11 protein-coding genes are annotated in these 23,658 nt (G+C 74.0%); all 11 read left to right on the top strand.

The features are described from left to right. The first annotated feature begins 182 nt into the window (after window positions 1–182). The 11 genes from fabI to AC07AB_RS06435 all read left to right on the top strand — a co-directional run bounded on the left by fabI (window position 183) and on the right by AC07AB_RS06435 (window position 23,525). On the top strand, window positions 183–968 hold the full coding sequence (gene fabI / locus AC07AB_RS06485; protein ID WP_478560968.1) for an enoyl-ACP reductase FabI: 786 nt from the start codon (window positions 183–185) through the stop codon (window positions 966–968). A 307-nt stretch (window positions 969–1,275) separates the two neighbouring features. Further along, window positions 1,276–2,295 carry an MDR/zinc-dependent alcohol dehydrogenase-like family protein gene (locus AC07AB_RS06480; RefSeq protein ID WP_478560965.1) on the top strand — a complete coding sequence of 340 codons (1,020 nt, stop codon included), beginning with the start codon at window positions 1,276–1,278 and terminating at the stop codon, window positions 2,293–2,295. Window positions 2,296–2,316: 21 nt separating this feature from the next. Further along, complete coding sequence (locus AC07AB_RS06475; protein ID WP_478560963.1) at window positions 2,317–3,663, top strand: NAD(P)/FAD-dependent oxidoreductase; 1,347 nt, start codon at window positions 2,317–2,319, stop codon at window positions 3,661–3,663. Then, a complete protein-coding gene (locus AC07AB_RS06470; protein ID WP_478560960.1) occupies window positions 3,609–12,608 on the top strand; it encodes a type I polyketide synthase in 9,000 nt (2,999 codons plus the stop codon). The genes AC07AB_RS06475 and AC07AB_RS06470 overlap by 55 nt, the downstream gene beginning before the upstream one ends. After that, window positions 12,605–17,110: a type I polyketide synthase gene (locus AC07AB_RS06465; RefSeq protein WP_478560957.1), complete on the top strand. Its 4,506-nt coding sequence runs from the start codon at window positions 12,605–12,607 to the stop codon at window positions 17,108–17,110. Before AC07AB_RS06470 ends, AC07AB_RS06465 begins: the two co-directional genes overlap by 4 nt. Beyond that, a complete protein-coding gene (locus AC07AB_RS06460) occupies window positions 17,107–18,768 on the top strand; it encodes an NAD(P)/FAD-dependent oxidoreductase (protein WP_478560954.1) in 1,662 nt (553 codons plus the stop codon). Before AC07AB_RS06465 ends, AC07AB_RS06460 begins: the two co-directional genes overlap by 4 nt. Window positions 18,769–18,985: 217 nt before the next feature. Then, complete coding sequence (locus AC07AB_RS06455; RefSeq protein ID WP_478560951.1) at window positions 18,986–20,422, top strand: FAD-binding oxidoreductase; 1,437 nt, start codon at window positions 18,986–18,988, stop codon at window positions 20,420–20,422. A gap of 38 nt (window positions 20,423–20,460) precedes the next feature. Further along, window positions 20,461–20,715: an acyl carrier protein gene (locus AC07AB_RS06450; protein ID WP_478560948.1), complete on the top strand. Its 255-nt coding sequence runs from the start codon at window positions 20,461–20,463 to the stop codon at window positions 20,713–20,715. After that, window positions 20,712–21,980 carry a beta-ketoacyl-[acyl-carrier-protein] synthase family protein gene (locus AC07AB_RS06445; RefSeq protein ID WP_478560945.1) on the top strand — a complete coding sequence of 423 codons (1,269 nt, stop codon included), beginning with the start codon at window positions 20,712–20,714 and terminating at the stop codon, window positions 21,978–21,980. The genes AC07AB_RS06450 and AC07AB_RS06445 overlap by 4 nt, the downstream gene beginning before the upstream one ends. A gap of 88 nt (window positions 21,981–22,068) precedes the next feature. Next, window positions 22,069–22,788 (top strand): ABC transporter ATP-binding protein, encoded by a 720-nt coding sequence (locus AC07AB_RS06440; RefSeq protein WP_478560942.1) that lies wholly within the window; start codon window positions 22,069–22,071, stop codon window positions 22,786–22,788. Continuing rightward, window positions 22,788–23,525 carry an ABC transporter permease gene (locus AC07AB_RS06435; protein WP_478560939.1) on the top strand — a complete coding sequence of 246 codons (738 nt, stop codon included), beginning with the start codon at window positions 22,788–22,790 and terminating at the stop codon, window positions 23,523–23,525. Before AC07AB_RS06440 ends, AC07AB_RS06435 begins: the two co-directional genes overlap by 1 nt. The last annotated feature ends 133 nt before the right edge of the window (window positions 23,526–23,658 follow it).

The following is a 23,658-nucleotide window of genomic DNA, read 5'->3' as shown; positions in this document are numbered from 1 at the left end:
CCCGAACCGTATCGGGTCGGACCGCGTGAAATCCTCATCCCTGCTGGGGAATCAGAGGCGCGGTCCGCCGCGCACCCCCTCCGAAATAATGAGGACGTGCGGCCGTATTCACCCGGTTCCGGTGCGTGAATTCTGGAGAGCCGGAAGTGGACGAGGGCCGTAACGGCCGGGGGAGCCGAGCCATGCTGCTGGAGAACAAGCGCCTTCTCGTCACCGGGGTGCTGACCGAGTCCTCGATCGCGTGGCGGGTGGCGGGCCTCGCCCAGGAGCAGGGCGCCTCGCTCGTACTCACCGGCTTCGGGCGCGGGCTGCGGCTGACCGAGCGGATGGCCCGGCGGCTGCCGGACCCGCCGGACGTGCTGGAGCTCGACGTGACCCGCGAGGACCACATCGCCGCCGTGGCCAAGGACCTCGACGCGCGGTGGGGGCGGGTGGACGGCGTGCTGCACGCGGCCGCCTTCGCCCCGCCGCACATCCTCGGCGGCGGCTTCCTCGCCGCGCCCTGGCCGGCGGTCGCGACGGCGCTGCACGTCTCGGCGTACTCGTTCGTCGCCCTCGGCCGCGGCCTCGGCGACCTGCTGGCCAGGGCGGGCGGCGGCTCGGTGGTCGGGCTGGACTTCGACGGCGGCGTCGCCTGGCCCGCGTACGACTGGATGGGCGTGGCCAAGTCCGCGCTGGAGAGCTGCTGCCGCTATATGGCCCGTGATCTGGGCGGCCGGGGGACGCGCGTCAACCTGGTCGCGGCCGGGCCCCTGCACACGGCGGCCGCCCGGGCCATCCCCGGCGCGGAGGCGGTGAGCGGGCCGTGGCCGCACCGCGCGCCGCTGGGCTGGGACCCCGCCGACGCCGAGCCGGTCGCCCGGGTCGTCTGCGCCCTGCTCTCCGACTGGATGCCCGCCGTCACGGGCGAGATCGTGCACGCCGACGGCGGCGCGCACGCGATGGGCGCCGCTCCCACCAAAGGATGAACGCTCATCCTTTGGTGGTGCCCGGTGAATTCATCAGGCCGACGGAAGACGGGCAGAACCCTCCGAACGTAGATTTCCATGCGTTGCGCCGAGAGCTCTTGAGCGCCCGGCCGTGGAAGATTCCGAACTCACCGAGGGGCCTACTCAGGTGATCACCACCGATGCATGGGTATTGCATGCGGGACCCGCCTGCGCGGAATCCGGAGATCTTGCGCCCGGAGAACTGGTGCGGGAGGATTTCAGTTTTCCGGATATCACCGAGAACGAAGTTCTGGTGGCGCCGCTCTACGGCTCATGGGAAGCGAATATGAGCCACGCGCTGGAGCGGACCCCGGTGGACGTGTGCCGTCAGCGCGGCGAGGACCGCATGGTCATCGGCAACTTCGGGGCCGTCCGGGTGGTGCGCCCGGGGAAGGCGGTCACCCGCGTCAAGGAGGGCGACCTCTGCCTGATGCAGGCGTTCGCCCGTACCGACCAGGACGGTTACGTCAAACTCGTGCACGCCTACGACGCCCCCGGCACCACCGGCGTCCTGGCCCGCCGCACGAAGATCGGCGAACACCTGCTGCTGCCCCTGCCGAAGGACACCCGCTACTCGCTCCGGCAGTGGGCCGCCTCCTACGGGCGGTACTGGACGGCGTGGGACAACTGGAAGGTCGCCTACGCCTGCTGGCGCTCCCAGGTGCGTACGGACCCGGCGCGCACGGACCCGCCGCCGCTCGCCTTCGGCTGGGGCGGCGGGGTGGCCGCGGCCGAACTCGAACTCGCCCGACGCGCGGGCTTCCGGGCCGCCATGGCCTCCGGCAACCCGCGGCGGCTCGCCGAGATCGAGGCCAAGGGCATGATCCCGGTGGACCGCCGGCTCTTCCCCGACCTCCACCACGACGAGGACCGGATGGCCGCCGACCCGGACTTCCGGCAGCGCTACCGCCAGTCCGAGCGGACGTTCCTGCGCATCATCAGCGAACTCAGCGGGCGCCGCGGGGCCGCCGTCGTCATCGACAACATCGGCAAGCCCGTGCACCGGGCGACCCTGCGGGCCCTGGGCCGGCAGGGGGTGCTGACCACCGTCGGCTGGAAGCACGGCATGCGGCTGGAGACCGTACGGGCCAACGAGTGCATCAAGCGCCATATCCACGTCCACACCCACGCCTGCTGCTTCCACGACATCGAGGAGATCCTCGAATTCCAGGAGAGCTCGGGGTGGATGCTCGAACTGGGCGACCAGCGCGTCTATGGCTTCGACGAGATGCCGGAACTGGCGCGCGACTACGCGGCGGGGCAACTGGACTCCTATTTCCCGCTGTTCCGTGTCAACGAGGAATGAAGAGAAGTGAAGGGGAGAGCTGTGTCTGAGGTTGACTTCGATATCGGCATCATCGGTGGGGGCCCGGCCGGTTCCACGGCTGCTTCCTACCTGTCCAAGGCGGGCCTGAGCTGCGTAGTGTTCGAGGGCGATCTCTTCCCTCGCGAGCACGTCGGCGAATCGCTGATCCCCGCCACCACGCCCGTACTCGCCGACATCGGATTCCTGCCGCAGATGGAGGAGGCCGCGTTCCCCAGGAAATACGGCGCCGCCTGGACCTCGGCCACCGAACAGTCCATCCCCACCATGGGATTCAAGGGAATGTCCCATGGATTCCGGGCCGCCGAGATCGAATTCCACGAGCGCGAACAGCTCGGCGTGCACCAGGATTACACCTACCACGTGGACCGCGGGAAATTCGATCTGCTGCTGCTCCAGCACGCGAACAGCCTGGGCGCCAAGGTCTACGAGGGCATCCGCATCCGCAGGGTCGACTTCTCCGAACCCTGCCCCCGGATCGTCTTCCCGCTCGGCGCCGGCGAGTCCTCGGTCAAGGTGCGCATGGTCATCGACGCCAGCGGCCGCGGCACGTTCCTCGGCCGGCAGCTCGGGCTCAAGGTCAGCGACCCGGTCTTCAACCAGTACGCCGTGCACTCCTGGTTCGACCGCCTGGACCGCTCCGCCCTCGCGGTCAACAAGGAGCAGGCGGACTACATCTTCATCCACTTCCTCCCGGTCACCGACACCTGGGTGTGGCAGATCCCGATCACCGACACCATCACCAGCGTGGGCGTCGTGACGCAGAAAAAGCACTTCAAAGCGTCCAGCTCGGACCTCGAAGGCTTCTTCTGGGAGTGCGTCGGCAGCCGCCCCGACCTGCGCGACGCCCTGAAGAACTCCCAGCAGGTACGCCCCTTCAAATCCGAGGGCGACTACAGCTACGCCATGAAGCAGATCTGCGGCGACGGCTGGGCCCTCGTCGGCGACGCCGCCCGCTTCGTCGACCCGATCTTCTCCAGCGGCGTCAGCGTCGCCCTCAACGGCGCCCGCCTGCTCAGCGGCGACGTCATCGCGGCCGCGGAGAAGGGCGACTTCGGCAAGGGCGCGTTCCGCACCTACGAGTCCAAGCTGCGCCGCGCGGTCGGCAACTGGTACGAGTTCATCTCCATCTACTACCGGCTGAACATCCTGTTCACGGCCTTTGTCCAGGACCCCAAGTACCGCATGGACGTCCTCAAGATGCTCCAGGGCGACGTCTACGACGACGCGGAGCCCAAGGCCCTCGCCGCCATGCGCGAGATCACCCGCCAGGTCGAGGAGAACCCCGACCACCTGTGGCACAAGCACCTGGGCTCGCTCCGCGCTCCGAGCGCGGCGCCCCTGTTCTGACCGACCGGCCGTACGCGCACACGGGGCGTCCGACCGTACGCGCACAGGCCGACCGACCGTACGCACAGGCCGACCGACCGACCGACCGGCCGTACGCACAAGCCGACCGTACGCACGCACAGGCCGGCCGCACGCGCACACAAGCCGACCGGCCGTACGCACGCCGAGCACCGCAGCAGTTGGAGGGGAACGCGCCGATGCACGAAGCGATCGCCATGGTGGGGGCGGGCTGCCGGTTCCCCCGCGGAGCCGACGGGCTACCGGAGTTCTGGCGCCTCCTGCGCGCGGAGACGGACGCCATCGAGGAAGTCCCCCCGGAACGCTGGGACGTGGACCGCTACTACGACACGGACCCGCACCAGCGCGGCACCATGTACAGCCGGTGGGGCGCCTTCCTGGACGGCGTCGACCGGTTCGACCCGGCGTTCTTCGGCATCGCGCCCCGCGAGGCCCACGAGATGGACCCCCAGCAGCGGCTGCTGCTGGAGGTCGCCTGGGAGGCCCTGGAGGACGCCGGCCAGTCGCCCACCGCCCTGGCCGGCACCCGCGCCGCCGTCTTCACCGGCGTCATCGGCATGGACTACACCCTGCTGCACGCCCGCCAGGCCGGACTGGAGGGCATCGGCGCCTGGTACGCCAGCGGGCGCGAATTCAGCTTCGGCCCCGGCCGGCTCTCCCACGTGCTCGGGCTCCAGGGCCCCAGCATGTCCATCAACACCGCCTGTTCCTCATCGCTCGTCGCCGTCCACCTCGCCTGCCAGAGCCTGCGCGCCGGCGAGGCCGACATCGCCCTCGCGGGCGGCGTCAACCTGATCCTCTCCCCGGAACTCAGCATCTTCCTGTGCAAGGTCCGCGCCATGTCCCGGGACGGGCGCTGCAAGCCCTTCGACGCCTCGGCGGACGGCATCGTACGGGGCGAGGGGTGCGGCCTCGTCGTGCTCAAGCGGCTCTCCGACGCCCTGGCCGACGGCGACGACATCCTCGCCGTCATCCGCGGCACCGCCGTCAACCACGACGGGGCCAGCGCCGGGCTCACCGTGCCCAGCGGCGCGGCCCAGCAGCGGCTGCTGTCCGACGCCCTCGCCGCGGCCGGCGTCGCACCCGCGGACATCGACTACGTGGAGGCCCACGGCACCGGCACGCCCCTCGGGGACCCCATCGAAATGGGCGCGCTGCGCACCGTACTGGCCGCCGGCCGCCCGGAGGACCACCCGCTCTCCGTCGGCTCCCTGAAGAGCAACTTCGGCCACATGGACGCCGCCGCGGGTGTCGCCGGACTGCTCAAGGCCGCCCTGATCCTCCGGCACCGGCAGATCCCCGCCACCATCCATGTGCGGCAGCGCAACCCGCGCATCCGCTGGGACTGGCCGGTGGACGTCGCCACCGAACTGACCCCGCTGCCGGACACCGGGGACGGCCGGCCGCGGCTGGCCGGGATCAGCGCCTTCGGCCTCAGCGGCACCAACGCGCACGTGATCATCGAGGCCGCCCCGCCGCGCACCGACGCCCGTACCCCGGAACCGGCCGGACCGGTCCTGCTCCCGCTCTCCGCCCGCGACGGAACCGCCCTCACCGACCTGGCCCGCGCCTACCGCGACCGGCTCACCGACGCCGAGGCGCCCGCGCCCCGGGACCTCGCCCACACCGCGGGCGCGCGCCGCGCCCACCACGCCGAGCACCGCCTCGCCGTCACCGGCAGCGGTACGGGCGAACTCGCCGCCCGGCTCGGCGCGTTCCTCGACGGCGGTGCACCGCCCGGCCTCAGCACCGGCGGCGGCGACCCGGAGACCGGCGGCGCGGGGGAGCGGAGCGTCGTCTTCGCCTTCTCGGGCCAGGGTGCCCAATGGCCCGGCATGGCCCGCGAACTGCTCGCGCCCGACAGCGGCCACGACGCCTTCCGCGACGCCTTCGACGCCTGCGACGCCCTCGTCCTGGAGCACGCGGGCTGGTCGCCGAAGGAGGAGACGGCCAGGCCCGAAGACGAATCCCGGCTGCACCGCACCGAGTACGCGCAGCCCGTGATCTTCGCCGTCCAGGCCGCGCTCGCCGCGCTCTGGCGCTCCTGGGGCATCGAGCCCGCGGCGGTCGTCGGCCACAGCATGGGCGAGATCGCCGCCGCGTACGTGGCCGGCGCGCTCACCCTCGACGACGCCGCACGGGTCGCCGTCCACCGCGGCCGGCTGCTCGCCGAATCGGCCGGGCGCGGCCGGATGGCCGTACTCGACCTCTCCGAGGACGAGACGCGGCGCGCCCTCGACCCGTACGCCGGGCTGATCTGGCCGGCCGCCGCCAACAGTTCCCGTACGACCGTGGTCTCCGGCGACGCGGACGCCGTGGGACGGCTCCTGGCCGACCTCGCCGGGCAGGGCGTCGGCTGCCGCCCGCTGCCCGGCGACTACCCCTTCCACAGCCCGTACATGGAGCCCTGCCAGGCCCGCCTGGCGGAACTCCTGGACGGGCTCCGGGCCGCGCCGCCCACTGTGCCCGTGGTCACCACCACCCCGGCGGGGGACGGGAACGGGCAGCTCTTCGACGCCGCGCACTGGGTACGCAACATCCGCGAACCGGTCCGCTTCGCCGAAGCCGTCGACACCCTGCTGGACCAGGGCCACCGGACCTTCCTGGAGATCGGTCCGCACCCGGTCCTGGCCCTGCCCATCACCCACGCCTGCGAGGACCGCGGCGCCGACGGCGCGCTGGTCGTACCGTCGCTGCGCCGCGCGGTCCCCGCGCCCCAGACGCTGCTGACCTCTCTGGGGGCGCTGTACGCGGCAGGGGCCACGGTCCGCTGGGACGCGGTGCCGCCGGCCGGCGGCCGCCCGGTCAAGCTTCCCTCCTACCCCTGGCAGCGCCGCAGCTACTGGCTCAGGCCGGTGCCGGAGCAGATGCCGGAGCAGAAGGGCGAGCGGGAGGCGGCGGGGGAGCGGCCGCCGGAGCCCGTGCCCGAATTGATGGTGGACCGGCCGCCGGAGCCCGCGCCGATGCCGGAGCGGGTCGAGCCCGCGGCCGTACGCGCCACAGGCTCCGGCTTCCCGCGCGAGCGGCGCGAAGTGGCCGACCTCGTCGCCCGGGCGGCGGCCGAGGTGCTGGGGCACGAGCCCGGCACGATCCGGCGGCGCCAGGGCTTCGCCGACATGGGCATGGACTCCCTCACCTCACTCGAACTGCGCACCGCGCTCCAGGCCCGGTTCGGGCCGCTGCCCGCCACTGTCGCCTTCGACCACCCGACGGTGGAGCGCCTGACCGCCTACCTGTGGGAGCGCCGCGCCGACCGCCGGGCCGCTCCGGAGATCGCCGGCGCCAAGAGCACCGCCCCCGCGCCCGCCCCGGACGGGCCCGAGCCGATCGCGGTCGTCGGCATCGGCTGCCGCTTCCCCGGCGGGGCCGACGGGCCCGACGGCTACTGGCGCATGCTGCGCGACGGGACCGACGCCATCGCCCTGTCCCCGCCGGGCCGCTTCGACGACCAGAGCCGCCGGCTGGGCGCGTGGCTGGACCGCGTGGACCACTTCGACCCCCGGTTCTTCCGGATCGCGCCGCGCGAGGCGAAGGTCATGGACCCGCAGCAGCGGCTCTTCCTCGAAGTGGCCTGGGAGGCCCTGGAGCACGCGGGGCAGACCCCGGAGCGGCTGGCCGGCACCCGTACCGGCGTGTTCGTCGGCATGAACTCCCACGACTACGCCGAACTCATCGCCAACGCCCCGCAGAACGTCGACGCGTTCTTCGGCACCGGCAACTCCTTCTGCTCCACCTCCGGCCGCCTCTCCTTCTTCCTCGGTGTCCACGGCCCCAGCCTGGCCGTGGACACCGCCTGCTCGTCGTCGCTGGTCGCCGTGCACCTCGCCGTCCGCAGCCTGCGCGGCGGCGAGAGCGAGATCGCCGTCGTCGGCGGGGTCAACGCCATCCTGCGGCCGACCATCCACCGCGCCAGCGAGGCCGCCGGCGCGCTCGCCGCCGACGGGCGCTGCAAGACCTTCGACGCCGCCGCCGACGGCTACAACCGCGGGGAGGGCTGCGGGGTGGCCGTGCTCAAACCGCTCGCCAAGGCGCTCGCCGACGGCGACCGGGTACTGGCGACCATCCTCGGCTCGGCCGTCAACCAGGACGGCCCGAGCAGCGGCCTCACCGTCCCCAACGGCCCCGCCCAGGAGGCCCTGGTCCGCGACGCGCTCGCCGACGCCCGGGTCGCGCCCGCCGAGATCGGGTACGTCGAGGCCCACGGCACCGGCACGCCGCTCGGCGACCCGATCGAGCTCCAGGCGCTCGGCGCGGCGCTCGGCGGGCTCCCCGGACGGCAGCGGATCGCGGTCGGCTCGGTGAAGACCAACTTCGGCCACCTGGAAGCCGCCTCCGGGATCGCCGGCCTCATCAAGACCGTACTGGTCCTGAACCGCGGTGAGATACCGCCGCACCTCCACTTCAACGAGCCGAGTCCCGCGATCCCCTGGCGCGAACTCCCCTTCGACGTGCCGACCGCCGCGATCCCGTGGCCGACGGACCGGCGCGCGGCCGGGGTGAGCGCCTTCGGCTTCAGCGGCACCAACGCCCATGTGGTCCTCGGCCGCCCGCCCCGGCAGCCGGAACCGTACGGCGCGGGGCAGGCCCCCGGGGACGGCCGGCCGTATCTGCTGCCGCTTTCGGCCTCCGATGAGAAGGCCCTGGCCGCGCAGGCGGCCAACTATCGCGGGCTGCTCGTCGGAGCCGACGGCGCGACCGGGCTCGCTGACGACACCGGGATGACCGGGGCCGGCGGCGCGACCGGGGCTGCCGCCGCCGCTGTAGATGCGGCCGGGGGCACCGGGGCGAGTGGAACCATCGGGCTCGCCGACGCCATCGTTACAGCGGCCGGCGTCCCGTTGCACGACCTGTGTTTCACCGCGAGCACCCGCCGGGCCCACCAGGCCCACCGGCTCACCGTCGTCGGCCGCACCCGCGCCGAACTCGCCGACCGGCTCGCGGCGTTCGAGCGCGGCGACGCGGGTCCCGGCGTCGCCACCGGGCGGGCGGACGGCGGCGCCGAGCGGAAGCTGGCGTTCGTCTTCTCCGGCCACGGCTCGCAGTGGCCGGGCATGGGGCGGCTCCTGCTGCGGCAGGACCCCGCCTTCCGTGAGGCCATGGCCTGGTGCGACGCCCAGCTGAGCCCGTACACCGGCTGGTCGGTCCTCGACCACCTGGAGCGCGGCGCCGACACCCCGTCGGGCCCGCGCCGACAAGAGCTGATCTTCGCCGTGCAGACCGCCCTCGCCCGCCGCTGGCAGTCGCTCGGCATACGGCCCGCCGCCGTACTCGGCCACAGCATGGGCGAGGTGGCCGCGGCCCAGGCGGCCGGTGTGCTCGGCATCGAGGACGCGGCACGGCTCATCCACGAACGCGCCGCCGTCCAGGAACGGCTGGTCGGCAACGGCGCCATGGGGGTGGTCGGGCTGCCGGCCGACGAGGCCGAGGCGGCGCTCGCCGGGTACGAGGGCCGGCTGTGGGTGGCGCTCGCCAACAGCGCCCGCAGCACGGTGCTGTCCGGCGCCGAGGACGCGCTCGACGAGGTGCTGGCCGCGCTCAAGCGGCGCCGGGTCTTCGCCCGCCGCGTCGACGCCGCGGGCGCCGGGCACTGCCCGCTCGTCGAACCCCTCGACCGCGAACTGACCGACCGCCTCTCCTGGCTCCGGCCCGCCCACGGCGGAGTGCCCTGCTACTCCTCCGTGACCGGGGGCCCGCTCGGCGGAGAGGCGTTCGACGCCGCCTACTGGGGGCGCAACCTGCGCGACCGCGTACGGTTCTCCACCGCCGTCCGCGCCATGGCGGGCGACGGCTTCGACACCTTCCTGGAGATCTCGCCCCACCCGCTGCTGCTCACCTTCATCGAACAGGACCTGCGGGACCTCGGCGTGCCGGGCGTCCTCGTACCGTCCCTGCGCCGGGACGGCGACGACTTCGCCGTCATGCTCGACTCGCTCGGCACCCTGCACGCGCACGGCTGCCCCGTGGACTGGGACGGCATGTACCCGGCGGGCGGCCGGGTGACCGACACCCCCGCCTACCCCTGGCAGCGCAAGCGCTACTGGCTGGCCGCCCCGCAGGGCGGTACGGCCCGGAACACGGCGCCGGCCGGGCAGGAGACCGATCGGTCCGCTCACCCGCTGCTGGCCCGCCGGACCCGCGCCGCGGGCCACCCCGGCACCCGGCTGTACGAGGCGGACCTGACGGGCCGGCTGCTGAGCGCCCTGCCCACCGGGCGGCTGCGGGGGGCCGGACTGGTGCCGGGCGCCGCCTGGCTGGAGATGGCACTGGCCGCCGGGCGCGACCGCTTCGGCCCCGGACCGCTGCGCGTGGAAGCGGCGGAACTGCCCGAGCCGCTCCTGACCGGCACGGCGACGGACGCGTCCGATGGCGAACTCGCCGAACTGACAGCGCAGTTGACCCTGACGGATGCGGAGGACGCGGCCGAAGCGGCGCTCTTCACCGTGCACACCTTCCCGCTCGCCCCGCGGAACGCGACGGCCGCGGAAGCGGTACGGGCCCGGGGGCGCGTGCTGCCCTGCGCGGATGCGGCGGACACGGCGCCCGTATTCGCCGACGGGGCCGAAGGGGGCGAACTCGCGGCACCCGCGGACGCCTTGACCGCAGACGGCGTCAGCCTGGACGGGCTGCGGCTCACCGTGCCCGTACGCGCCGACGGCTCCTGCACCGCCGAGTTCACTTACGAACCGTCGGGCACCGGCTGGATCCTGCCGCCCGGCCTCTTCGAAGCGGCGCTGCGCACCCTGGCGCTCGCGGCGGGCGCGACGCCGCGCGAGACGCCGCTGCTGCCCCGGGCCGTGGCGCGGCTGACACTGCTCCGCGACCCCGCCGGACCCCGGCTCACCGTCCAAGCCCGCGTCACCGAGCGCGCGGGCACCGGAGTGCGCGGCGACATCCGCATAGGCGACGCGGACGGCGCCCCCGTCGCCCTGCTCACCGGAGTGGACCTGGAGCCCGCGCGCTTCACACCGCTCACCGAGCAGACCAGTGCCCTGCTCTACACCGACCACTGGCGCCCCGCCCCCCGCCCCGCCGTACGTCCAACCGAGCCCGCGGACGCCGGATGGTGGCTGGTGCTGGCGGACCGAGGCGGCGTGGCCGACGCGCTCTGCGCACGGCTCGCCGCGCGCGGGGAGCGGACCGTACGCGTCACCACCGACGACGCCGCCGGCCCCGGAGCCCTCACCAAGCTCGTACAGGAGAGCCTCGGCGCGCCCGGCTGCCGCGGCGCGGTGCACCTCTGGGCGCTGGACCTCCCCTCCGGCGAGGGGGCCGCCGCCCTCGCCGACCCGGCGCTCGGACGCGCCTACGACTCCGTGCTCGGCCTCGCCCGCGCCCTCGGCGCGGACGGCGTCCCGCGGCCCGTCCGGTACGTCACGCGCGGCGCCTGCGCGGCCGGCACGACGGGGGCGGCGGGCGGCCCGCCGGTCGCCGAGACACACACGCCGCTGTGGCCGCTGGCCACGGTCGCCGCCCTCGAACACCCCACTGCCCGCGGCGGTCTGCTCGACCTGGACCCGCACCGAGCGGGCGGCCCCGACGCCGAAGCCACGGCCGTACTGGACGAGCTGACGGCGCCCGACGGCGAGGACCGCGTCGCGCTGCGCTCCGGGCGGCGCCTGGTGCAGCGCGTCACCCGCGACCGTACGAGCGGGCCCGTACGCACCGAGGCGGCGTCCGAGCCCGGCGGCGCGTATCTGGTCGTCGGCGGCACCGGCCGCCTGGGCTCGCACATCGCCCGCTGGCTGACCGGGCGCGGCGCCGAACGCGTCGTCCTCGCGTACCGGCCCGAAGACGGCCCGCCCGCGTCCGGGTCCGGCGCGGGCGGTACGGAGCCGCTGGCCGTGGCGTGCGACCCGGCCGACCCCGCCGCCCTGGCCGGCGCGCTGGAGGCCGCGCGGGCCGGCGGCACGCCGCTGCGCGGGGTCCTGTGGCTCGCCGTCGACTGGGAGCTGTGCGACACCGCGGCCGTCGGACTGCCCGAACTCACCGGCGCCGTCCGGGACCGCGCCCTCGGCGCCTGGCACCTCGACGAACTGCTGACGGCACAAGACGGCGAGCGCGAACTGGAGTTCTTCGTCGTCTTCAGCGGCATCGCCTCGGCCTGGGGTTCGGTGGGCGCGGCCCGCCAGGCCCCGGCGGACGCGCTGCTGGCCGCCCTCGTCCAGCACCGCCGGGCCCGTGGCCGTACCGGTCTGTGCGTCCGCTGGGCGCCGTGGGACGAGGTCGGCGGGCTCGGCAAGGAGAGCAGGTCGATGATGGTACGGGCGGGCCTGGAACCGCTGCGGCCCGAGGCGGCCGTCGCGGCCCTCGACGCGCTCGTCGCCGCCGGACCCGTCGAGGCGGGCGTCTGCCAGGCGGACTGGGGCATCATGCTGCCCCTCTACCGCAAGGCCGGCTGGCCGCTCTTCGACGAGCTGTCGTCCGAGGACGACGCCGCGGGCACGGCGGGCGCGGCCAAGGCCGCCGTCCTGCGCCGGGAGCTGGCGGCGCTGCACCCCGAGGAGCGCCTCGATGCCCTCGTGGGCCATGTGCTGGCCGAGGCGGCCGTGGCGCTCGGCGCCGACTCGGACGACGAACTGGACCCCCGGCAGGGCTTCTTCGACCTGGGCATGAACTCGGTCACCTCGCTGGAGATGAAGATCCGCCTGCAGCGGCGCTTCGACTGCTCGCTGCCCAACACCCTGGTCTTCGAATACCCCAACGCCGAGGCGCTCGCCGGATATCTCGCGACGGACGTGCTCGCCCTCGGGGCCGCGGAGGCCCCCGCCCCGGACGTGGGCCCCGACGCACCCGCCCCGGACGCCGACGGGGACGACGACCTCGCGGCCCGCTTCGAGCGCGAGATGGCCGGGGTCGACGCCCTGGGCATCGGACGCCCGGCCCGGACCCGTACCGACACCACGTACCGCGGAGAGGCGGAGCAATGACCGGAAGGGACAGGGACATGGACGACCGGGCCAGGCTGGCCCACGCCCTCGACCGGATCGCGCAGCTGCGGACCCGGCTTGAGCAGTACCAGCAGACGGACGGGCCCGTCGCGATCATCGGCATGGGCTGCCGCTTCCCCGGCGGCGCCGACTCCCCGGAGGCGTTCTGGCGGGTGCTCCGCGACGGCACCGACACCATCGGCCGCTTCCCGGCCGACCGGGGCGACGCGGACGCCGTGTACGACCCCGACCCGGACGCGCCCGGCAAGGCGTACTGCGTCGAGGGCGGGTTCATCGACCGGGCCGACGCCTTCGACGCCGAACTCTTCGGCATCTCCCCGGCCGAGGCGGTGGCGATGGACCCGCAGCAGCGCCTCACCCTGGAGGTGGCCTGGGAGGCGCTGGAGCGCGCCCGGATCGCCCCCGACCGCCTGGCGGACAGCGCCACCGGCGTCTTCCTCGGCGCCAGCACCAGCGACTACGCGCGCATGCGCCAGCAGCTCACCGACGTGAGCGACGTGGACGCCTACCAGCTGATGGCCGAGCCCGCGTTCCTCGCCGGGCGCGTCGCCTACCACTTCGGGCTGCGCGGCCCCGCGCACGTCGTCGACACGGCGTGCTCCTCCTCGCTGCTCGCCGCCCACCTCGCGTGCCAGAGCCTGCGCCGGGGCGAGTGCGACCTCGCGCTCGCGGGCGGGGTCAGCCTGATGCTGACGCCCTACGGTTTCGTCCTGGTCAGCAAGGCGGGGGCGCTGGCGCTCGACGGGCGCTCCAAGGCGTTCGACGCCTCGGCCGACGGTTACGCGCGCGGCGAGGGGTGCGGCATCGTCGTGCTGAAGCGGCTGGCGGACGCGCTCGCGGACGGCGACCCGGTGGTGGCCGTCATCCACGGCAGCGCCGTCAACCACGACGGGCGCTCCAGCGGCATCTCGGTGCCCAGCGGCCCGGCGCAGCAGGAGGTGATCCGGGCGGCCCTCGCGGACGCCCGGGTCGCCCCCGCCGGAATCGGCTGCGTCGAGGCGCACGGTACGGGCACGATGCTCGGCGACCCCATCGAACTGCGCGCCCTGGAAGCGGTGTTGGGCCCCGGCAGGCCCGCTGACCGGCGTGTGTACATCGGGTCGGTGAAGACCAATGTGGGGCACCTGGAGGCCGCCGCCGGGGCGGCCGGGCTGATGAAGCTCGCGCTCTCCCTCCAGCGCGGGCAGATACCGCCCAGCCTGCACTTCACCGTGCCCAACCCCAACGTGGACTGGGACCGGCTGCACCTCACCGTGCCCACCGCCCCCACGCCCTGGCCGGCCTCGCCCGACGGCCGCTACGCGGGCGTCAGCTCCTTCGGGGTGAGTGGCACCAACGTGCACCTGATCATGGGCGAGGCCCCGGCGCGGCCCGTTCCGAGCGCCCCCGCGGCCCGCCGCTCGCACGAACTGCTGGTCCTGTCCGCGGCGTCCCGCGCGGCGCTCGGCGACCTGGCCGCCCGCTACGCGGCCCGCCTCGGCCTGCCCACGGAGCTCGCCGCGGGCAACGCCGCGGTGGATCGCGACGACCGTACGGGCGCGGCGGCAGGCGCCGGTTCGACGGCGGAAGTGTGCCAGGCAGCGGCCCTGGGCCGTGCCCAACTCCCCTACCGTGCCTCGCTGGTGGCCACCTCCAAGGCCGAACTGCGCGACAGGCTGGCCAAGTTCGCCGCCGGGCAGAGCGCACCGGGCGTCTCCAGCGGACGGGCCGCGCCCCGCAGGCGCGCGAAGGTCGCGTTCCTCTTCACCGGCCAGGGCAGCCAGTACCCCGGCATGGGCCGCGGCCTCTACGACACCGAACCCGTCTTCCGGGCCGCCCTCGACGAGTGCGACGCCCTGCTGCGCGACCGCCTCGAACGCCCGCTGCTCGACGTGCTGCACGGCGACCCGAAGGACACCGCGCTCCTGGACCGCACCGCCTACACCCAGCCGGCGCTCTTCGCCGTCGAGTACGCGCTGTCCCGCCTCTGGCACGCCTGGGGCATCCGGCCCGGCGCCGTCCTGGGACACAGCGTCGGGGAGTACGTGGCAGCCTGCGTGGCCGGGGTGTTCAGCCTCGACGACGCCCTCACGCTGGTCACCGCCCGCGCCGCGCTGATGCAGCGGCTCTGCGAGCCGGGCGCCATGCTCGCCGTGCCGCTCACCGCGGCCGAGGCGGCCGCGGAGGCGGAGGCCGACGGCGGCCCCCTCGCGCTCGCCGCCGTCAACGGCGAGCGGGAATGCGTACTGTCGGGCGCCGCCGACGCCGTCGACCGCGTCGCCGCCCGCCTCGCCGGGCGCGGGGTCCGGGCCCGGCGGCTGCGCGTCTCGCACGGCTTCCACTCGCCCCTGGTCGAACCGTCGCTGGCCGAACTGCGCGCGACCGCCGCACGGATCAGCTGCACCGCGCCGCGCATCCCCGTCATCTCCAACCTCACCGGCGAGGCCGTCGGCCCCGACACCCTCGCCGACCCCGAATACTGGTGCCGGCACGCCCGCAGGACCGTCCGGTTCGCCGACGGGCTGCGCACCCTGGACCGGCTCGGGTTCACCGCCTTCCTGGAGGCCGGCCCCGGCCGCACCCTGCTCGGCCTCGGCGCCACGGCCCTCCCCGGACCGGACCGCACCTGGCTCGCCTCGCTGCGCCGCACCGCCGACGACGCCGAGCAGGTCCGTACGGCGCTCGGCGGCCTGTACGTGCTCGGGGCCCCGGTGGACTGGCAGGCGGTCCACGCCGGGTCGCCCGCCGCCCCCGTGGACCTCCCCACGTACGCGTTCCAGCGGCAGCGCTACTGGTTCCAGGAGCGGGCGGCCGTACCCAAGGCCGTACCCAAGGCCGTACCCACGGCCGCGCCTGCCGCGCGTACGGCCGACGGACCCGCTGGAGCCGAAGGGGACGCCGAAACCGCCACCGCCCCGGCGCTGCTCGCCCGGCTCACCGAAGCGGTCCCGGAAGAGCGGCCCGGCCTCGTCGCCGCCCACCTCCTGGAACTGCTCGCCGCCATGCTGTGGACCCCGGCCGAGGAGATCGCCGCCGACGCCGACCTGCTCGAACTCGGCGCGGACTCGCTGATGGTGATGCAGGTGGTCACCGCCTGCAAGACCGAACTGGGGCTCGCCCTCTCCCCGCGCGAACTCTTCGAGCGGCCCACCGTCACCGACTGGTCGGCGCTGATCACCGAACGCGCGGAGCAGGACCACGGGCTGCCCGGCGCGACCGTGCGCGACGCCCCGGCGGCGGCCCCCGACTGGACCGATACGGCCGTGCTCCGGGCCGACGCCGTACTGGACCCGGACATCCGGCCCGCCGACGGGCACGGCGGGCCCGGCGAAGCCTGGCGCGACCCCGCCGACGTCCTGCTCACCGGCGCCACCGGATTCGTCGGCGCGTTCCTCCTGGACGAACTGCTGCGCTCCACCAAGGCGACGGTCCACTGCCTCGTACGCGCCGACGACCCCGCCGCCGGGCTGGCCCGGCTGCGCGCGGGCGCCGAACGCTATGCGAACTGGCGCGAAGGGGACGAGAAGCGGATCGTGGCGGTGCCCGGCGACCTCTCCCGGCCGCTCCTCGGCCTCAGCGAGGAAGCCTTCGACGCCCTCGCCCACCGCGTCGACGCGATCTACCACAACGGCGCCAACGTCAACTTCGTCCACAGCTACCGGCATCTGCGGGCCACCAACGTCGGAGGCACCCAGGAGGTCCTGCGGCTCGCCTGCCGGGGGCCGCTGACCCCCGTCAGCCACGTCTCGACGTTCGGGGTCTGGGGCGTGCCCGAAGACCTCACCTCCACCTTCGCCGAGGACGACGGCCTGGAGCGGGCCGGGCGGCTGCCCAACGGCTACCTCCAGACCAAGTGGGCGGCGGAGCGGCTGGTGTCCGCCGCCCGCGAGCGCGGGGTGCCGGTCAACGTCTACCGGCTCGGCCAGATCATGGGCGACTCGCGCCGAGGCGTCTGCGTCACCTCCAGCTTCACCTGCGCGGTCATCAAGGGCTGCGTCCAGTTCGGCTCGGCGCCCGAACTCGACATGCTCGTCGAGATGACCCCGGCCGACTACGTCAGCCGCGCCCTGGTGCACGCCTCGAAGACGACCCGGTTCGGGCAGAACTTCCACCTCCTGAACCCCGAGCGCATCACCTTCGAGGAACTGGTCGGCTACCTCCGGCGGCGCGGCTGGCAGGTCGGCCGGCGGCCGGGGCCCGAGTGGGTGGCGGACTTCCGCGCCGGGGTGGGCCTGGAGGACAACGCGCTGCACCCGCTCATCGACACCATCAGCGAGATCGTCCGGACCGGCCAGGACTCCATGACCTACCGGGTGGACAACCTGCGGCGCGCGCTGGACGGCAGCGGCATCGGCTGCCCGCCGCTCGACGACGCGCTCCTCGACACGTACTTCGGCTGGATGATCCGCAGCGGCTTCCTGCCCGCACCCGACGAGCCCGCCGCGCGGCCCGGTGCGCAGCCGCACCTGCCCGCCGCGCGGCCCAGGACGGAGCAGCCATGAACACGCCCGACCGCGCACACCCCCGAGGCGGGGACCTCCGCGACGTCGCCATCCTCGGCGGCTCCCTGCCGGCGGCGACCCTGGCGACCGTCCTCGCCGCCGGCGGGGCGCGCGTCACGCTCATCGACGAGGACCGGCCGCCGCCCTTCCCGCCCGGCGAGATGGGCGTGCACGCCGCCGGGCTCTTCCGGGTGCTGGCCGAGCGCTACAGGGCGCCGGAACTGGCCCGGCTGTCGACCGTCGAGGACATCCACGCGCACATCACCCGGACCGTCGGCGCGGAGCACTGCCACAGCTTCGTCTACCACCGGGAGGGCCGGCCCCAGGACCCGGCCGAGCTGCTCCAGGTCTGCCCGCCCAAGGGCGCGCCGCCCGAACCGCACTTCCACCGCCCCGACATCGACGCCCACCTGCTGCGCTGCGCGCGCGACCGGGGCGCCGACGTGCGCCGGGGCGCCAAGGTCACCGGGGCGGCGGCGGGCCCGGACAGCGCGGTCGTCCGGCTCTCGGACGGCGCCGAGATCCGGGCCCGGTACCTGGTGGACGCCTCCGGGCCCGACTCGCCGCTGGTGTCCGGGCTGGGGCTGCGGGAGGAACCGGTCCGCTTCGCCACGGTCAGCCGCACGCTCACCACCCATATGACGCGGATACGGCCGTTCGCCGACGCGGTGGCCGACCGGGCCGCGGCCTACCGGCCGCCGCTGCCCTGGCACCGGGGCAGCATGCACCACCTCACGGACAGCGCGTACCTCGCGGTGCTGCCGCTGGGCAACCACCCCGACTCCACCGGCGGGCTGTTCAGCGTCAGCCTGACGCTGGACGCCCGGCGCCACCCCGCGAGGGAGGGGGCGGGGCGGACGGCGGAGGAGGAGTTCCGGGCCTTCGTCGCCCGATTCCCCACGCTGGCGCACCAGTTCGCCGACGCGGTCGCCGGGCGCCCATGGCTGGCGACCGAGCGCAACCAGTACGCGGCGAGCCGCACGGCCGGCGAGCGCTGGTGCCTCATCGGGGACGCCGCGGGCTACGTCGACCCCTTCATATCGCGCGGCCTCGGCCTCGCCCTGGAGACGGTGAACATCCTCGCCCGGCGGCTGCTGGACGCCGTGCGCGACGGCGACTTCTCCGCCGAACGCTTCGCTCTCGTCGGCGAACTGACCCGTGATCACCTGGATGCCAACGACGAACTGGCCGCCATGGTGCACGCGTCGCTGTGCGACCCGGCGCTGGTGCGGTCCGTGCTCTTCGTCCTCGAAGTCGGCTTCCGCTTCGGCGGGTTCCCGATGCTCACCGCCTGGTCCGAGCTCCGCTCCACCGGCGGGGACGCGGCGCTGCGGGCCCTGGAGACGGTGCCGCACCGCGGCCATGTCTTCGCCGGACACGAGGGCTACCACCGGCTCTTCACCGCGGCCGGCGCCACGTGCGCGGCGGTCGCCGCCGGGGAGCTGGACCCGCGCGCCGCGAGCGAGCGGATCTTCCGGTCCGTCCGCGAGGCGGAGTTCGTGCCCGCGGCCTTCAAGCTCGGTGACCCCGCGGCCCGTTCGCTGCGGATCACCCCGGTGACACTGCTGAGGCTGGCCCTGTGGACGGTCCGCGGGGCGCCGAAGGACATCGCCCCGCTGGTCCGCGCCGGGATCAAGAGCGTTCTGCGGGGCGGCTGAGGGCGCCGCCGCCCGTACGCCGGTCCGCTTGCGGGTATGTCCGGCCCCGCCCGTACGCCCGCCCCGTCCGCACCACTCCGGCGACCCGGCCCGTACCCCTCCGGCGACCCGCCCGTGGCCCTCGATCCGGCCCGTACCCCTCGACCCGCCCGTAGCCCTCGACCAGCCCGTACCCCTCGACCCGCCCGTACCGCCCCGACCGTTACAAGGAGCACGCATGGCAACCTCTGCCCGTTTCGCCGGTACGGTCCTCACCCCGGGGGACCCCGGCTTCGAGGAGGTGAGCCGCACCTGGAACGCGTGCTTCGCCTCCCGCCCCCGCGAGGTGATGGTCTGTCACAGCACCGAGGCGGTGGCGGACGCGCTGCGCAGCGTGCGGGAGCGCGGCATCCCGTTCCGGGTCCGCTCGGGCGGCCACTCCATGGCCGGGCTCAGCAGTATCGAGGACGGGGTCGTCATCGACCTGGGCGGCCTCGACTCCATCACCCTCAGCGAGGACCGCTCGCTGGTGACCGTCGGCGGCGGGGCCCGGCTCGGCGACATCTACCGCGCGCTGTGGCAAGCGGGCGTGACGATACCGGCGGGCACCTGCCCGCGGATCGGCATCGGCGGCCATGTGCTGGGCGGCGGCATGGGCGTCCTGTCCCGCTCCCGCGGCGCCCTGGTCGACCACCTCACCGCCCTGGAACTGGTCGACGCCGAGGGCCGGGCGCGCACCGTGGACGAGCGCGAGCACCCCGACCTGTTCTGGGCCTGCCGGGGCGGGGGAGGCGGCAGTTACGGCATCGCCACCTCGTACACGCTGCGCACCTCACCGGTCGACGAGGTCACCCTCTTCACCTTCAGCTGGAGTTGGGAGCGGTTCGCCCCGGCGGTGCGGGCGTGGCAGAGCTGGCTGGCGTCGACGGACGACCGGGTCAACACCTTCCTCTCGCTCTTCCCGCGCGAGCAGGACCTGGTGGCGGCCTTCGGCGTGTACGACGGTCCGGCGGCGGAGTTCGAGGAGCTGATGCGGCCCCTGGTGACCGCGGTGCCGCCGCAGGACCAGGTCGTGGAGCCGATGCCGTTCATCCAGGCCGTCGACACCGTGGAGGCGCTGCAGGGCGAGGCGGCGGCGGCCGATCAGGTGCGGGCGCAGGGCAGTTCGGCCATCATCGCCGAGCCGCTGGACGACGCGGCGATCGCCACCCTTCGGGGCTTTCTCACCGATCCGCCGAGCCACCGCGCGGAGGTGGCCGTCTACGGCATGGGCGGGGCCATCGGCCGCCCGGCGCGCACCGACACGGCGTTCGTGCACCGGACGGGGCTGATGGCCTTCGAGTACCGCACCGACTGGGACCTGCCCGAGGACGACGGGAAGAACCTCACCTGGATCAAGGCGCTGCGCCACGCGATGGCCCCGCACACCACCGGCGCCGCGTACGTCAACACCATCGATCTGGCCCTGGAGAACTGGCTCTGGGCCTACTACGAGGAGAACCTGCCGCGGTTGATGGAGGTCAAGCGCCGCTACGACCCCGGCGACGTCTTCCACCACCCGCACAGCATCCCGCTCTCGCTCACCGAGGCGGACATCGCCCGGCACGGCATCCCGGAACCGGTGGCCACCCGGCTGCGGTCGGCCGGGCTGACGGTGCATCACATCGCTGGCTGACGGAACATCACACCCGCTGACCGAGGAGGTCGCACACCATGGCACACACCGAGCAGGAGATCCTGGCCGGCGTCGCGGAGATTCTGCACGACATCTGCGGCGTCGCGCCCGCGCGGAGCACCGCGGAGAAGTCCTTCGTCGACGACCTGGATGTCGACTCGCTGTCCATGTACGAGATCGGCATGACGACGCAGGACCGCTTCGGCGTCGAGGTGCCGGACGAGGACATGCGGGGGCTGCGCACCGTGGGCGACCTGGTCGCCTATATCCAGGGGGCGGGAGTCACGGCATGACCGGCGGTCACTCCGCCGACGACCGCGAGGTGATCGTCACCGGGCTCGGGGCGGCCGGCCCGGTCGGAGGCGACGTTCCGACGATGTGGAAGGGCCTCCTCGCGGGCGTCAGCGGGGTGCGCCGCGTCGAGGAGGCGTGGGCGGCCGATCTGCCGGTGCGGATCGCCGCGCCGGCGGCCGTGGAGCCGGCCGAGCGGCTGGCGGTCCACGAGACGCGCCGGCTGTCCCGGGTGCAGCAACTGGCCCTGCTGGCCGCCCGCGAGGCGTGGGCGGACGCGGGGGCGCCGGACGCGGCGCCCGAGCGGTTCGCGGTCGCGGTCTCCTCGGGCGGGGGCGGGGTGGGGGACCTGCTCGACCAGTACGACGTGCTGCGGGAGCGCGGCTGGAAGCGGGTCTCCCCGCTCACCCTGCCGATGTACATGGCCAACGGCCCCGCCGCCTGGATCGCCCTGGAGTTCGGCGCCACCGCCGAACTGCACGCCCCCGCCGCCGCCTGCGCGTCGGGCGCGGACGCGCTGGCCCGCGGGCGCGAGCTGATCCGGTCCGGGCAGGCGGACGTGGTGCTGGCGGGCGGCGCCGACGCGATGATCCATCCGGTCGTCGTGGCGGGGTTCGCGGCGATGCGCGCGCTCTCCCGGCGCAACGACGACCCCGAGGGCGCCTGCCGGCCCTTCGACGCGGGGCGCGACGGCTTCGTCCTGGGCGAGGGCGCGGGCGTCATGGTGCTGGAGTCGGCCGGGCACGCGGCGCGGCGCGGCGCGCGCGGTTACGCGGAGTTGGCGGGCGCGGGCCGCTCCGCGGACGCGTACCACATCGCCAACCCCGATCCCTCGGGCGCGGGCGCGGTGCGCGCGATGCGCCGCGCGCTCGCCGACGCGGGTGCGGCGCATGGCGAGACCGCCCATGTCAACGCGCACGCGACCGGTACGCCGACGGGGGACGCGGCGGAGGCGGTGGCGCTGCGCGAGGTGCTGGGGCCGGGGCTCGGCGGCGCCTCGGTGGCCGCGACGAAGTCCCTGACGGGTCATCTGCTGGGCGCGGGAGGCGCGTTGGAGGCGGTGATCACTGTCCTGACACTCCATCACGGCACCGTGCCGCCGACCGCCAACCTCGACGAGCCCGACCCGGCCATCGCGCGGGATGTGCTGCGGGCCGTGGTCAGGGGCGGGCCGGGGGCGCTCCCCGGTGGCGCGCTCGCGGCGCTCAGCAACTCGTTCGCCTTCGGCGGCCAGAACGTCTCCCTGCTGCTGCGCCGCCGGCGGTGACGGTCCGTGCGCGCGGACTTCCCACCCGGAACTTTTTCACCTACGGTTGAATTCAACGTTGGGTGAGTTTCCTGCGAGGAGAGATCACATGAAGACCGCGATTGAGGTCCAGGACCTCGTGGTGACCCGCGGTGGGAAAGAGGTGCTGCACGGCCTCTGCGCACGCATCCCGCACGGCGGGATCACCGGCCTGCTCGGACCGAGCGGCAGCGGGAAGACCACCTTGATGCGCTCGATCGTGGGCGTGCAGCGGGTGAAGTCGGGGCGGGTCACCGTGCTCGGCGAGGCGGCCGGCACCCCGTCGCTGCGCCGCAAGGTCGGCTACTTCACCCAGTCGCCGAGCGTCTACACCGATATGACCGTCCGCGAGAACGTCCGCTACTTCGCGAGCTTCTACGGTCTCGGCTCGGCCGCGGCGGACGAGACGATCAAAGAGGTCGGGCTCCAGGAGCAGGCCGGCCAGATCGTCCGCACCCTCTCCGGCGGCCAGCACAACCGGGCCTCGCTCGCCTGCGCCCTCGTCAGCCGCCCCGAACTGCTCATCCTGGACGAGCCCACGGTCGGCCTCGACCCCGTGCTCCGCGAGGAGCTGTGGGCCCACTTCCACCAACTGGCCGCCAACGGAACCACATTAGTCGTCTCCAGCCATGTCATGGACGAGGCCAACCGCTGCGACCGGCTGATCCTCATCCGGGAGGGGACCGTCGTCGCCGACGACACCCCCGACGCGATCAAGAAGAAGGCCGGCACGGACGATCTGGACCGGGCGTTCCTCACCCTCGTCCAGGAGAAGGCGGAGGTGGCGTGATGTCGGTGCGACTGATGCTGAGCACCACGGGCCGGGTCCTGGGGCAGCTCAGGCACGACCGGCGCTCGGTCGGCCTGCTGATCGGCGCGCCGCTGCTGCTGCTCACGCTGATCTACTTCATGTTCGAGAAGAACGGCGCGACCCTCGACCGGGTCCTGCTGATCATGCTCGGCGTCTTCCCCTTCCTGCTGATGTTCCTGGTCACCAGCATCGCCATGCTGCGGGAACGCACGTCGGGCACGCTGGAGCGGCTCTTCACCACCCCGCTGGGCAAGCTGGACCTGCTCTTCGCCTACGGACTCGCCTTCGGTCTGGCCGCCACCGTGCAGGCCACCGTGGCGACCACGGTCGCGTACTGGCTGCTCGACCTCGACACGGCGGGCAACGGCGCGCTCGTGGTGCTGATCGCCGTGGGCAACGCCCTGCTCGGCGTCGGCCTGGGCCTGCTGTGCAGCGCCTTCGCCCGGACCGAGTTCCAGGCGGTGCAGTTCCTGCCGATCGTGGTGCTGCCGCAGATCCTGCTGTCCGGCCTCTTCGTGCCGCGCGCCGAGATGGCGGGCTGGCTGGAGGGCGTCAGCGCGGCCATGCCACTGGCCCACGGGGTCGAGGCGCTGCAGCAGGTGGGCGCGTCGGTCGATGCCACGGGAGATCTGTGGCGCGGCTACGGAGTGGTGATGGGGTGCGTGGTCCTGGCCCTGGTGCTGGCCGCGGGCACGCTGCGGCGGCGCACCGCGTAGCTTCCGCGAGCGGCGCTGACCCGGTGGGGGGGGGGGGGGGGAGGGGGGGGAGGGAGAGGGGGCGGGGGGAGGTGTTGTTGTGGGTTCGAAGGAAAAAGAAGAGAAAAAAAAGAAAAGCCACAAAAAAAAAAAA

It is taken from the genome of Streptomyces sp. NPDC044033 (assembly GCF_056434425.1).
Note: the sequence above shows the minus strand (reverse complement) of the source record. Positions and strands in the feature narration are given on the sequence as shown.

Coding starts and splice junctions, on each gene's coding strand:
- fabI (WP_478560968.1), top strand. CDS start 183: ATGCTGCTGGAGAACAAGCGCCTTCTCGTCACCGGGGTGCTGACCGAG.
- AC07AB_RS06480 (WP_478560965.1), top strand. CDS start 1,276: ATGAGCCACGCGCTGGAGCGGACCCCGGTGGACGTGTGCCGTCAGCGC.
- AC07AB_RS06465 (WP_478560957.1), top strand. CDS start 12,605: ATGACCGGAAGGGACAGGGACATGGACGACCGGGCCAGGCTGGCCCAC.
- AC07AB_RS06460 (WP_478560954.1), top strand. CDS start 17,107: ATGAACACGCCCGACCGCGCACACCCCCGAGGCGGGGACCTCCGCGAC.
- AC07AB_RS06455 (WP_478560951.1), top strand. CDS start 18,986: ATGGCAACCTCTGCCCGTTTCGCCGGTACGGTCCTCACCCCGGGGGAC.
- AC07AB_RS06450 (WP_478560948.1), top strand. CDS start 20,461: ATGGCACACACCGAGCAGGAGATCCTGGCCGGCGTCGCGGAGATTCTG.
- AC07AB_RS06445 (WP_478560945.1), top strand. CDS start 20,712: ATGACCGGCGGTCACTCCGCCGACGACCGCGAGGTGATCGTCACCGGG.
- AC07AB_RS06440 (WP_478560942.1), top strand. CDS start 22,069: ATGAAGACCGCGATTGAGGTCCAGGACCTCGTGGTGACCCGCGGTGGG.
- AC07AB_RS06435 (WP_478560939.1), top strand. CDS start 22,788: ATGTCGGTGCGACTGATGCTGAGCACCACGGGCCGGGTCCTGGGGCAG.